At 42.0% G+C, this 13,322-nt stretch carries 11 protein-coding genes and 1 pseudogene; 2 read left to right on the top strand and 10 right to left on the bottom strand.

Features of this window, described 5'->3' with window-relative positions; genetic code table 11:
- Window positions 1-337 precede the first annotated feature (337 nt).
- A pseudogene (locus tag O9334_RS10465) lies at window positions 338-514 on the bottom strand (helix-turn-helix domain-containing protein); the annotation flags it as partial.
- 73 nt (window positions 515-587) lie between these two features.
- A complete protein-coding gene (locus O9334_RS10470; protein ID WP_045363009.1) occupies window positions 588-1,865 on the bottom strand; it encodes a recombinase family protein in 1,278 nt (425 codons plus the stop codon).
- Window positions 1,866-2,085: 220 nt separating this feature from the next.
- On the opposite strand from O9334_RS10470, the gene O9334_RS10475 reads away from it, so the two are divergent.
- Window positions 2,086-2,475 (top strand): SpoIIAA family protein, encoded by a 390-nt coding sequence (locus tag O9334_RS10475; protein WP_045362950.1) that lies wholly within the window; start codon window positions 2,086-2,088, stop codon window positions 2,473-2,475.
- Window positions 2,476-2,577: 102 nt separating this feature from the next.
- Window positions 2,578-4,296: a methyltransferase domain-containing protein gene (locus O9334_RS10480; protein WP_045362947.1), complete on the top strand. Its 1,719-nt coding sequence runs from the start codon at window positions 2,578-2,580 to the stop codon at window positions 4,294-4,296.
- 110 nt (window positions 4,297-4,406) lie between these two features.
- Here O9334_RS10480 and O9334_RS10485 read toward each other — a convergent pair whose 3' ends face one another.
- The 8 genes from O9334_RS10485 to O9334_RS10520 all read right to left on the bottom strand — a co-directional run.
- A complete protein-coding gene (locus O9334_RS10485) occupies window positions 4,407-7,547 on the bottom strand; it encodes a BPTD_3080 family restriction endonuclease (RefSeq protein ID WP_288000218.1) in 3,141 nt (1,046 codons plus the stop codon).
- Between the two features lie 29 nt (window positions 7,548-7,576).
- The gene (locus tag O9334_RS10490) at window positions 7,577-7,906 is read right to left on the bottom strand and encodes a XisI protein (protein ID WP_004162692.1); all 330 of its coding nucleotides are present in this window, start codon (window positions 7,904-7,906) and stop codon (window positions 7,577-7,579) included.
- 134 nt (window positions 7,907-8,040) lie between these two features.
- Window positions 8,041-8,412 (bottom strand): XisH family protein, encoded by a 372-nt coding sequence (locus O9334_RS10495; protein WP_159292800.1) that lies wholly within the window; start codon window positions 8,410-8,412, stop codon window positions 8,041-8,043.
- A gap of 186 nt (window positions 8,413-8,598) precedes the next feature.
- On the bottom strand, window positions 8,599-8,817 hold the full coding sequence (locus O9334_RS10500) for a DUF2283 domain-containing protein (protein WP_045362939.1): 219 nt from the start codon (window positions 8,815-8,817) through the stop codon (window positions 8,599-8,601).
- A 10-nt stretch (window positions 8,818-8,827) separates the two neighbouring features.
- Window positions 8,828-9,082: a DUF4258 domain-containing protein gene (locus tag O9334_RS10505; RefSeq protein ID WP_045362937.1), complete on the bottom strand. Its 255-nt coding sequence runs from the start codon at window positions 9,080-9,082 to the stop codon at window positions 8,828-8,830.
- A gap of 65 nt (window positions 9,083-9,147) precedes the next feature.
- Window positions 9,148-9,375, bottom strand: a complete 228-nt coding sequence (locus tag O9334_RS10510) for a type II toxin-antitoxin system Phd/YefM family antitoxin (RefSeq protein ID WP_045362936.1) — start codon at window positions 9,373-9,375, stop codon at window positions 9,148-9,150.
- 68 nt (window positions 9,376-9,443) lie between these two features.
- On the bottom strand, window positions 9,444-10,007 hold the full coding sequence (locus tag O9334_RS10515) for a hypothetical protein (protein ID WP_045362934.1): 564 nt from the start codon (window positions 10,005-10,007) through the stop codon (window positions 9,444-9,446).
- An 11-nt stretch (window positions 10,008-10,018) separates the two neighbouring features.
- On the bottom strand, window positions 10,019-13,322 hold a 3,304-nt coding region (locus O9334_RS10520), incomplete at its 5' end, for a DUF559 domain-containing protein (protein ID WP_288000223.1).

Raw genomic sequence — 13,322 nt, forward strand, 5'->3', positions numbered from 1 at the left:
GATGGGGTTAAATCCACAATATATTTTTTAGATGGCATTTTTTGGTCGCTCAGTTTTAGTTAACAATACAGGGAGCATCTCATTTATGCAAGTGAGTAATTATACTTGTCCCTAAAACTGGTTTCTAGCAAGACTTTCAAAATAGCTTGACATAAAACCTGATTTAGGGGTTACAAAGGTGAGATGCTCCCAACAATACAGCTTAATCATCATCTACTAACGTCTTCTTAGAGCGGTCTCGCAGAGCGAGTGCGGCGGCAACGCCGCTATCGTGACCGGCTGAAGTCTTTTTTCAATATTACCTCTTTTTCGTTCCTCAATACAAACTTGATGACTTAGTAGGCAATAGTCCCTGAATATAACCTCGTGTCAGTCCTTTTCCTGTAGCTTTATAGGTTTCTTGGCATAAATTCAATGAATAATTCCAAAACCAACGACAACAACCAAAGCTTTTTGCTAAGGCTATTTCTTGCTCGGTATTAGGCTTAAGTCTGAATTTGTACGCTTTGTACATAGTTGTTATCAAGAAACTATATTTATGATCAGATGGTTTTTGAGGAATTGTCTATATACTGGTCAGCATTCAGTTAAAAAACGAAGATTAAACGTAAATGCCAATTATTAGCCGTTTCTCTCTCGATTTCGATGCGACGGATAAACTCGCGAAAATAAAAACGGCGCTCGATTTCCGATAAATCTCGCCAAAATTGCGGAAAAGCAACGGCACGAGCGATAATAGTCAGGTTATCGGGGGGTAATTGGTCTAAACGTCCTTGTATCTGCGCGATCTCGTTTTTCAGTTTATAGGCCCGTAGATTAGCCGTTTCTTGATCTAAAATTCCCGCCGCTTCTAGGGAGGGCAATTGCGACAAAATATCGTTTTTTTGCCCTATTTCCTCGCTCATTCCCCGTTTGATCGCCTCTAAATCTGGTAAAGATATCTGAGCGATCGTCGGTGGTAGGTCTTGACAAATGCGCTCGATTGTGATATCAAGAATTTTTTCATAAGCGATCGCCGAACATTTTTTTGTCCGGGGACATTGCAAAGGTCGCAAATAGAGGTATTCTAGGCTTTTTCCTCGCGCTGTGACTTTGGTAATCGTCATCCCCGATTGACATTGACTACAGACGACTAAACCCGCTAAGGAACGCGGGGCGCTGGCACTGCGGGGGGGTAATTTGCGATTATTTCTCAGGATGCGATCGATCTGGGCTGCTTCTTCCCGGGAGATCATCGGGGTGTGGGTATCGGGGATAATATCTTGACCTAGATAGCACAAATCACCGCGATAAACGGGATTAGTTAGCCATTTATGGGCAGTAGCTACCGATATCTTTTTGCCGTAGCGTTTTTCTAGATACCGCACCGTGGAACGCAGGGAAGCGGAAATCAAAAAGCGATCAAAAAAGTCTTTGACTACTGGTGCGGTACTGCGATCGAGTATATAACGCTCCTTGCCACGACGATAACCGTAGGGTGCTTTTCCGGGGGGAGGCAAAGCTTGCAGACGATTGTGAGCGTGACCTGCTTTTAAACGGTTACTTAGTTCGTTTTTTGATATTTCTTGCAGAATCTTGGCAAAATTCAGCTTATAATCTGGTTCTTCTAGGGCAATTATATCTATGTCGAGGGCTTCTAAGGATTGTAAAATTTTGCTAACTTCCGTGCCATTGTCTCCCAATTCTGCTAGACGACGCAGGATCAGCAGTCGGGGGGGAGTACCTTGACAATCGCGGAGAAGTTGCTGCCGTTGTGAGCGATCGCCAAAATCTTGATATACTTGTTCGGGAGAATAGGCCCAAATCGAGGTATCGGGGGGACTATCGAGCAGGGGGTTAGTATAGGTGTAGGCGATAATTTTCATGCTTTCCCAAAATTCTTGTCTAGATAAGCTGTTAAGCATCGATAACAGTTATCTTAATGGTGAGATAGGAATTTTTCGTTTTGGGAAGTTGGTTGTAGATACCTGTTTGGTGTTACGATAAGTTACGGTGTCGCGATTATAACTCGTCTAGAGATGTGAGTAAAACCGTTTATTCGTGATAGTATGTAGTTAGACTTCGACCATTTGGGAGAGGCAAACTATGATAGATTATAATTTAGATGCGGCGCATAGCATTCTCTATATGCAACCTAAGTCTGCGCTCGCGGCGGAAGATTTTGTTAAAATTGCGGCGGCAGTCGACCCCCACATTGAAGCCACTGGCGGCCTTGCTGGCGTAATCATCGAAGTTCCTAAGTTCACTGGTTGGGAAAGTTTTGGCGCCTTGGTCGCTCATTTCCGGCTGATACGCGACCATCACAAGTACGTCAGTAAAGTTGCCGTGGTGACTGATTCCACTTTGGTTAAACTGATTGAAAGTCTGGCTTCCCACTTTGTCGCGGCTGAAGTCAGGCAGTTCCCTTGGGGGGAAACTGAGGTAGCGACCCAATGGATATTGGGAGGCTCTACACTACCCCTAGTGGTCTCCTGACTTTTCAAACATCCTCTGAATCTTGAACTGCTATACTATCTGGGGACTTAACAAAATTAGGTCCCTATTGTGTTGTTTTGAGCAACTGAGTTGAAGAGAAAAATGCCGATCACTTCCCTTACCAATCTGGACTACTATGACCGGGTGAATCCTGACCTATTGCGCTTACTACCGCCGGATGCCTCAGTGATTGTGGAAGTGGGTTGTGGCACAGGCGCGTTGGGGCAGTATTATAAGAAAATTAATCCAAATGCTAATTATATTGGCATAGAACTGAATGCGCAAGCGGCCGAAATTGCGAAAACTCGGTTGGATCAAGTCATTGTGGGCAATGTCGAGGCATTGGATTTAGGGACTATCATTCTGCCCAATAGCGTAGATTGTTTGATTTATGGTGACGTTTTAGAACATTTACAAGACCCCTGGCGAGTATTAAATCAGCAAATTACTTGGCTTCAACCCGCCGGCCAAGTCTTAGCCTGTATTCCCAATATTCAACATTGGAGTATTCTAATTAATCTGTTAAGAGGGGTCTGGGAATATGAAGATGAAGGGTTATTAGACCGCACTCATTTGCGTTTTTTTACGTTATTGAGTATTAAAAAATGGTTTGCTGAAGCAGGATTACAAATCTATGAGATTCAGACACGAGGACAGAAAAATGAGAATTTTCAAACTGCTCAAAAACTATTGGCTCCCACCCTTCAATCCCTGGGCATTAATGCCGAACAATTTGCCATTCAAACAGGAGCCGTTCAATATGTAGTCAGAGCCTTAAAATCTACCCAACCACCTCGCCCTTTACTGATACAAACCATGATTATGGCTCCCCTCGCCTGCGATCGCGTCCGGGTCTTAGAACCGGATCAGTTCAGTGCCACCATTCCAGGTGTAAGAACCGTTTCCAGTGTTAAATCGGCGGATTTAGGCATTGCCCGACCGGAGGAGGAAAAAATCTTTATTTGGCAACGGGGATCTTTACAACCGGATGAACTGGCCAAAATTCAGACCCTTTTAGGCAAAGATTATTTAATTATTGCCGAAATGGATGATGATCCCCGTTGTTGGCCAGAACATGAACAAAATCAATTTTTAACCTATCGGGCTTGTCATGGTATTCAAACCACCACAGAGCCGTTAGCAGCATTTTTTCGCACTATTAATCCCAATGTGGCTGTTTTTCCCAATCAATTAGCCTATCTTCCCCCCCAAAGGGAATATCCCCAAAATAATACCGTTAAGCTCTTTTTTGGGGCCTTAAATCGTCAAGCAGACTGGCAGGCTATTTTACCCACCCTCAATCAAGTCTTAGCCGACTACGGAGAGCAAATCTCTGCCCAGGTGATTCATGATCGAGAATTTTTTGAGGCATTAGCCATTACCAATAAAGTTTTTGAACCCTTTTGTGATTATGAGCGCTATCAAGCCCTATTAAGAACCTGTGATATTGCCTTGTTGCCCCTCAATCCGACAGCCTTTAATAGTATGAAATCTGATTTAAAGTTTATTGAATGTGCGGGTCATGGCGTGACCGTTTTAGCTAGTCCTACGGTGTATAAAGCGTCTATTCAATCCGGTGAAACGGGTTTAATTTATGATTCTTTAACTGAATTTTCTGCACAATTACGACAATTAATTGAAAATCCTTCTTTTCGGCAACAACTGGCTAACAATGCCTATCAATGGGTCAAGCAAAATCGCTTACTGGCTCAACATTACCGCCGGCGATGGGATTGGTATTGTCAGATGCGGGACGAATTACCCCGTTTAACCCAAGAATTATGGCAACGGGTTCCGGAGTTACGTCAGAATGTTAACTAATCTTCTTTCATTCATAGGTAAGCAGGACAAAGACCCTAGCCAAATGGCAGCCAAAGGAATAGAGTGGTTATGGCAATGGCAGCGAGAGAGGAAATTATATCATCATTCATTTATTGATTGGTTAATGCTTCGATTTCTCTGATTGCTTCGTCAATTCCTTCTTTAACTTTGCTCAATCCAGTTAAAAAGTATTGCCAATGACCGTGTTTGCCGTCGGCATTAATGGCATTACACCAGCGTTTAGCGGCTGCTTGCTTGACTTCCCTCAGTTCGTCCCATCCTTTAGTTTCTAGGATTAAATAGTTAGATTTAGCTGTCTTCAGACGGATAATAAAGTCTGGGATATAATCATGGTCTTCCCCATTATGAAAATAGGGAATAGTAAACCCTAAGCGTTCATTTTTAACAAAGGATTCAGTGGCGGGATGAGTGTCAATAATATAGGCGGCTGCCTGTTCCCATTGATCGGTATCAGCTACCACACAGTTAAGGTGAGACTTGACTACCTCTCTCACAGGTTTGCCGGTGAAGAAGTTAATATCATCGGTTGAACCGTTGCCTCGATGTGTCTCATATTTGGGTATTTCTGGGGTTTCTCCGGCGCCGGTATCGGGATAAATGGACTCCGAGAGTTTTTCAATTACCCAACCGTAATAGGGGGAAAGAAACAGATCGAGAATGTGAGCGGGTTCTACTACTTTAACCTTTTCCGTTAGGTAGCGATCGCATATTTTTCTTAATTGGGGAAACAAGACTTGAGGGGGTGCTTGACATTGCTCGGTTTGGCAGTAAGTGCGAGTTAAATCGGCCGCTAATTCAAAGACTAATTCTTGTAATCTTTTTCCCTGACGGTAAGGGTTGAGATCAAGGCTTTCTAGTTTGCCCGGACCAGATAGGCTATGACGACCTTGGTTATTAGCCAGAGTAGCTTTAACTTGGACTTCGGGGGCAATTTTGAAGGGGTTGATTTCTAAAGCGGCGATGGCTTTCCAGTCAACGGTGACTCGGTTTTGTACGGCTTGGGTATAGCCTTTAACTCTGGGAAATTCTAGGCGATATTGGGATTTTTGCGGCACTGAGTAAACATGATAGCGTTTTTCTGGCTGAGGTTTTGCTCCTTGGGGATTAGCTTTAAAGGGAACAACTTCAAAGGGAACTCCGAAAATTGTTGAGGTTTCTTCGGCAAATTTGTTATCCTCGGTGAGGTCATAACTGCGCCTTCTTAACCCCCTACCTACCACCTGCTCACAGAGTAATTGGGATTGAAAGGGACGAATCCCAATAATATGTTTTACGGTCGAACAGTCCCAACCCTCCGTAAGCATTCCTACAGAAATTACACATTTTATATCGCGACCGGGGGGGTGAAACGGTCTAGCTAATTTCTCGGCTAGTTGGGCAAATCCTTCGGGATAAATATCGCGTCCTTGGTCATCTTTTGTCCATTGAGTTTTACCAATGGTGTCTAAAGTAAAGCGCATCCATTTACTTTCATCGGATTTACTTTCACCCGATTCTAATTCTTCAACTACCTTAGAATCGACTCTAATCGTGTTAGTTTCTCCCTCGATATTACGAAGCGATCGCAGGTTAGAGGAGGGTAAATCATCTGGTTTGATATCTTCTGCTATCCATTCATAGAGACATTTAGCAATCTTGGTATTCTTACAGACAATAATAAATACAGGCGGTCTGGGATCATCGGAGGCTGCCCATTCTTGTTTGATTTGTTCCCACTGTCCCCCTAATAAGGTGATGGGATGTTGCACATATTTGAGGATAGCTTCCGGTGTAGGATTTATTCCTTTACCCCGTTCAGATCGGGTCATTTTCTTCATTAACCATTCCCAGATATTAAAGTAAGCTAAATCTGAAACGGCTGCGCCGGTGGTATCTCTAACGGGTAATTGAGGAATTTTAACTAAACCTGCTTCAATGGCATCCATTAAACTAAAATCACTGACAACCCACTCAAAGGGTTTATTAGTATTCTGTTTAGAAGATTTTAAGTAATAGGGAGTAGCGGATAGATCCACACAGAAATTAATGCCTCGATATTTGTTAATTCTATCTAAACCCTCAAGCCAAATCGTGGCTTCTTTTTCTTGATATTTTTCCGATTCTTGCTCATCGCCAGCATCATTTTTATCTGGAGATATCCGAGATATCCGATAAGCATGATGCGCCTCATCATTAAAGACTAAAATGTTACCTTTATTCCCCACTTCTTGGGTTAATATTCGTTTAATCCAAGCGGCATCACTTTCTAAATAGCGGGTAATTTCTACCTTGACTTCTTTAAGATTTCCCTGTGTATCGTATTTCTCCCCTCCCTCAGCGACTTTTAACCGACCTAATGCGATTTGTTGTCCTAAAGTTTCTTGGGTTAGATATCTTGTTCCCCTAGCAGTTTCGTTTTTAGCGGCAATCTTAATCACTTCGGCGGCGGTGGTTTTGACTCCCACTTTCACCACTTTGGCAGTGTCATTACCGGCAGTGGCAGGCGCTCGCTTTTCAAAAATATGCCAATTTGTCACCAAGACTTTACCCTGTCTCAGTTTGTCCATCAGGTGAGAGGGTACGAGGTCACGGGTGCGATATAAAGAAGCTTCGCCGTTGTCGGGGTTGAGTTCCTGCAATCTGCTTTTAATGGTGATATTGGGACAGACAATCAGGACAACATCGGAGAATTTAGCGTTACTGCGATCTGCTACTTTGTTGAGGATGGACCATGCTGCTAACATCCCCATCACTGTTGTTTTACCGCTTCCAGTGGCCATCTTACAGGCGTAGCGGATGAAGGCTTTCAGGGTGGTGTCAATGGGGGTGTCTTGGGGAATGTGAATCCCTTGGCGAAAGTCGGCCCGTGATTCAATCAGGAAAATGATGGTTTCTACTGCTTCTTTTTGAGCAAAAAATAGGCGATGTTCTCTTCCTTCTCGGTTCCAATAGTCCAATAGTTCTAAGGTAGTACGACTGACCCCGGGATAGTTTTCGTTTCTCCATTCTTTGACTTTGTTCCTGATGTGGTTAACCAAGGTCATTTCATAACCAGGGAAAAATTGATCGGGGGGTGAAAGTTTGAGAACTTTTCCTAATTCCCATTCGCTGTCACCTTCCCGGGGGGGATAGACAATAGCCGGTCTTCTCCCTTCTTTTAATTCCGGTTCATAACCTTCTCGGATGAACCAATAACGGGAGGGTTCATCAAAGGGTGAGTTGAGAATCGGTTCGTTGACTTCGTAGGACATAGGGTTATTTAGGATTTTTTTCTTATGTATTAACTCAAGGCAAACTCGGTTAAACTACGTTTATAGGGAGCCTGAAAACCTAAGACTATATCTTGTTTGGGAACACCAGCCGCGATTAATTGATTGGCAATGCCGATTTCTGTTCCATCTCTTTGAATCCAGATTTTGTCATCTTTTATGTCAAGATGAATAATCACACCATAGATTCGCTTTTGCTCTTTCCACCCAATATTTAAGACTTGGTAATGATGGCGTTTTGTGTCAAAAATAAGTTGAGTTTCTCTGTCATTTTTGCTGTCATTAACTGAATGTTGGGTGAGAATGTCTTGAATCAGTTGAGAGTAGTTTATTCTTTCCATAATAAGTAGTCGTGCAAAATTAATTTCCTAGTGAAGATAGGCAAGAGGCAAGAGGCAAGAGGCAAGAGGTGGTTAGATATGTGTAATTAATTTTGCTTAGGTACTTACCGCCTCTTGTTTGAGAGAATTAAAGATTAAGAGTTTATTTTATATTCGGCTACAGCGTCTTGAATAAATTGACGAGAGAAAAAGTCCTCATAGGTATCTTGAGGAATGGCTAGATAAAGAATCCTTTCGGGTTGTTCCTGTTTTAATGCTAACCGATAATTGAGGATTTGTCCTAATGCGAGATGAAATTCGGTGACTTCTGATGCGCCTAAAAAAGATTTAATCTCTATGGCAATTTTTTGACCTGCCTTTTCGGCGGCAATTAATCTTTCCGCGCCTAAGTCGATGTAAAATTCTACGTCATTGACTTTCAGATAAAGGGGATCATGGGTGATATTCCAGCCATCTTTTTCGAGGGCAATACACACGGATTGATGAAAAATATCTTTGGCTGACATAGAATTTTCTAAGTATAAGCAAGCTCGATAAACGGCTGATTTAACTTCATCAAGGGTTCATCAAAAGGTGAGTTGAGAATCGGTTCGTTGACTTCGTAGGACATTTCGATTTTTGATTTTTGATTTTTGATTTTGGATTGATTAATTTTCTAGCAGGTTTTGAGGTTGTCTCATATTAACTCCTTTTTAAGCAGCTCGAAAAGGAATATTCTCAAGGATGACTTGGGGTACATTTCCTGTTCCTAAAACATCTTTAGCGTCGAGAATTTCAATGCCAACTAAAAGATCATTATCACCAAGGTTTAAGGTGATTTCATCGTTTAACTGAAGATTTCGACATTCATGTTTTCCCTCTACAAGTCTAATATAAAGGGCATCAATTTCTGCATCGTAGCTAATTTTCATTTTGTCTCCTTTAAAAATAGTAGGTGTAAACAGTAATGACAATCAATTCTTGTTCTGTTTCTGTAACAATGGGAACAACTTTTTTTAGAGGGTAAAATTTTCCTTGCCAATAGGAATTAGTCTGAATTATAGTCTGATATTTATCCCTTCCTTGTTTGGCACTTTGTCGAGTCCCATAACGAATTGCTCCAATAATTTCTTGTTCATTTGTTCCTCGTTCAATACATTGTTCTCGAGCGTGTTTTGTTAATCTAATTGGTTTCATTGTTGATTTTTAAGCAACTCTCTAACCACTAATATTTAAGCTATGAGTATCCAATAGTAATCTCATTAGATATAATCCTTAAAGTCCTCTAATGGTTCATCAAAGTCATCACCAATGGAAATTATATTTTTGTCACTACCAAATAAAGGAGGACGTTTAGGTATGGTTTGAGGTGATACTAATTTTACCATTGGTTGATTATTTCTGGTAATAATTATTTCTTCTCCTGTGGCTGCTTTTTCTAGGAGTTGATTGATTTGCGGTAAGGCTTTATTTATGTCGATCGTTTCCATTTTGGGTACACTTCATCAAGGTTGTTCATCAAAGGGTGAGTTGAGAATCGGTTCGTTGACTTCGTAGGTCATTTTCTAATCAAATATCTTTCGTCTAGTTTAGTTATGCCATTGGGAAGTGTTTCTATAGGCCATTTATCTGGGGGCAAGTGTGCAGTTTTTTCTAAATATTCCTTAAAAATCGTATTAGCTGAGTCACTGCACAGAATAAAGAATAATGTAAATTTTTGTTCTGTAGATTTTTTTAATCCTATGTATAGATTCTCCTGTATCCACCTCTTATTTTTATCAGGGAATATTTCAGATGATCCAGGATACCAACCAGTATAGCCTACCGGATTCACCACCAACCATAGATGTTCATCGGAGTTTATTTTTCTGGATATTGTTCCCTTTACTGTTATTTTGTGATTAATAAGTTTTTGGTCTTTGGGAGGATCAGTAATTGTTCCTGATATATCTTTTTTGTGTGAAAGCCATATACCAAAACTCACCCCCACCCCAAATGCAGTACCAAGCATCGTTAAAAAAGTGATAAGGATAGTTAAAAATTTTTGCCCATCATCTAAAGCATTTAGCCACTCAAATATTTTAGCTACAAATTCTGTTTTACCTGGAGGAGGAGCAGTCATAATAAATCATCCTACAAACTTTTAACCACTAACAACTCATTCCCCCGGTCATCAATCACCTTAACGGCAATTTGCCGATGTTCTCCCACGGCAAAAGGTGCGCTGGTTGTTCCTGCTAGATGTTCCCAGACTGATTCCTCATAGGTTCCCTTTAAAGCTTTCTGAATCGAATCCCAAGCGCCGGTACGGGGAAAAAATGCCTGATTGACGTGGAAACATAGGCCGTTGTAGTCAGTATCGAGAAACCAAGCGGGGACATTCTTACCCGGTTCTGAGTCCACTTTCATGGTAACCGGGTCAAACACATCCAACCCCAATAACTCCACTTGATATTTACCCTCAGGGATGGGATTAATCCTAATCTCTGGCAGTCCACAGACGCTGAATATCTGGGAACTCCTCATGTTTTTGAGTAAATCCCCCATCAGCAGGTCTGGAGTTGCTTGGATGTAAGTCGCGGGAATCCCCACCGTATCCTGACAGTTTTCTACAAACTGACGAGCGCTAGGAGCGATCGCAAAGCCAAGGACGAACAGATGGGCGTATTGTTTATGATAGGCTTCCCCAGCCGCTCTGTAAACGGGCTGTTCTGCGATCGCTCCGTTCTCCGGTCCGAATAGAAACGCCACCGGTTTCTGGGAGAGGGGAAGCTGATTCAGGTTTACTTCTAGGGCCTCATCTACCACCTCCCCCAAGGTAGCACCTTCTAAATCACTAGCTTTGACCATTGCCTCAGCCGATAGATTCTGGGTTCGCGTCGGCTGTCGCACGTTGTTTAGGGTGATGGTGCGGTTCCCAGACAGACGTAACACGGGAGATTTCCGCAGAATTTCCAACATCCGTTCTTCATAGGGACCGCTATTGTCGATTACCACCGCTGCGCTTTCCGGTTCGTCTTCCATCTCCACCGGAGGCGGTATGGTTCCCTCGATGGTGAAGGGACTACACACCCGCACAATACTGTTATCTACTTCGGGACGGTCAACTAAGATTTCCGATTCGGGGGGTTCATTGTTGGCGATACTTTTCAGGGTGATGTGTGGGACTATTCCCCCAATTTCTTCCCCTTTACTGTTCTGTTTTCTCTTGTAGATAAAACCCCCCGTCGGTGAGTTATTATCTTTCAGTTGATACCAAGGAAAGGTGGCGGTTAATAGTCTCTGTCTGGCTAAGGCTAAGGGTACTCTACTGACATCACAGGTTATCCATCTTCTCCCCCATTGTTCCGCAACGTAGGCGGTTGTCCCACTTCCACAATTATGAACGGTACAAACTTCAGTAATAAAAGAGTGGACAGTTTCAATCTCTAAATCATAGACTGTTTCCGTAGTTATTTCCGATTCTAAATCTTTAATTTCACAGGGTATTTGTTCCCTGCCAAAATAAACAATATCGCCGATTTTTAAAGTATCAGCCCGTCGCCATTCTTTGTAATGATCTTCTGAAGGTTCAACCGCAGCCAATGGGGCTTTAATTGTCTCTAATATTCCCGTCAAATTATGATAAATTTCTTGATTATTGAATCGCAAAATATTTAATCCCAAAGAGTTTAAATAAGTATCTCTTTCTTGGTCATAAACTATCGCATCTGGCCTATAATGGCTATCTCCATCTACTTCAACAATACAACCCTTTTCTCTTGCATAAAAGTCGGTAATATAACGTCCAATAGGATGTTGACGGCGGAATTTAACTCCTAATTGATTTCCTTTGATTTCTTGCCATAATTTAGCTTCGGCTGGAGTCGCTTCTTTTCTCATTTCTCTAGCTAAAGCAAAATTATTTTTAGGAATATGTTCCCAATTGCGATCGCCTCCATAACTGGTTGTCCGTTTTTGACATAAGACTCGATGATCTCCCGTTACCCAGAGGATTTGCTGACAAAGGTGGTGACGAATCCCGATCATTTTCCCTTGATGGGTTTTGCTGATAGTACGAAGAATCCGATGAGGTTGCAGATCGTGTCCGATGACATAATCTCCCGGTTGTAATTTTTCTATTTCTAAAGCCTCTAAAGCCCCCCCTTGCCCTCCTAAAGCCCCCCCGATGTCGGGGGGGTTGGGGGGGTAGCTCCCCGGTATCTGAGAGTTTACCCCCCCCTGCCCTACCTTCAAAGGGGGGGAGTTAGTTGGTTGGTGGGGAATAAGGATTTTTGTACCTTTTCTTAGACAGGTGATATCTAATACTAAATCGCCGGGGTCGGTGGTCATTAATAGACAGCGTTGGATGACTTTTGTTGTTGTTTGAACTACATATAATTTCTCGGTTGCTCCCATTAAATCTATCCAAATGTTACCCAATGCTGAAACTGGGAAATCCTCCAAATATCTAACATAGCGAATATTATTTCCAGATTTGATAATACGTCCTTGTTTTACTAAACTATTTAAACCCTCAATTGTAGTTTTCCAATGACAATTTCTAAGTGGCAAATAATTTTTTTCTTCAAATTCAAAGGGCTTAGAAAGAGTTTCGCTATATCCCGAAGATTGTAGAGATGTTGCTTGATATACTTTAGATCCTTTGGGGATAAGATTAGGATTAGCTAATTCTTCGCTAGTAATTGAACGATTGCTTCCATCTGGCAATATTAAATTTTTATACGATGTTCCTGCACCTATACCTACATCTTTTTCTAAAAAAAGTTGATTATATTTAGTTAGAGAAGCATCTTTGCAATACCAAACCAAATAATCCGATAAAGTTCCTATTACCTCTGTACGAGCTTGAGGACTACTAACGGCTGCTGTTTTTTGAAAAGTAATCAAACTAACAAAATTCTCCCCACCAAAAACCTCATCCATCAACTCCCGAACATGATGCACATTCTCATCGGAAATCTGCACAAAAACACTACCGCTATCAGTCAACAACTCCCGGGCCAACAACAAACGATCGCGTAAATAACTCAGATAAGAATGTAACCCTAATTCCCAAGTATCTCGATAAGCTTGCACCATCTCTGGTTCGCGGGTGAAATCATCGTCATCGTTGTGTTTAACGTCGCGTTTTCTCACAAAAGGTTGAAAATTAGAACCAAATTTTACCCCGTAGGGAGGGTCAATATAAATCATCTGCACCTTACCCCCCATCCCCTCGTATTGCAGTAGGGAGTTCATCGTCACCAAGGAGTCACCGAGAATCATCCGGTTTACCCATTTATCGTGGTACTCGTAAGCTCGGAGAATCTGGTCAGTAATTGACCATTTAGGGTCATTAAATAGTTCAAATAGATTCAATTGTTCCCCTTTTTCCACCTTGTGGGATTTCAGGGTTTCAATAATTGCCCTAGTGGATAAACGTTCATGGACAAAT

Source organism: Microcystis sp. LE19-8.1F, assembly GCF_027531715.1.
GTDB lineage: Bacteria > Cyanobacteriota > Cyanobacteriia > Cyanobacteriales > Microcystaceae > Microcystis > Microcystis wesenbergii_A.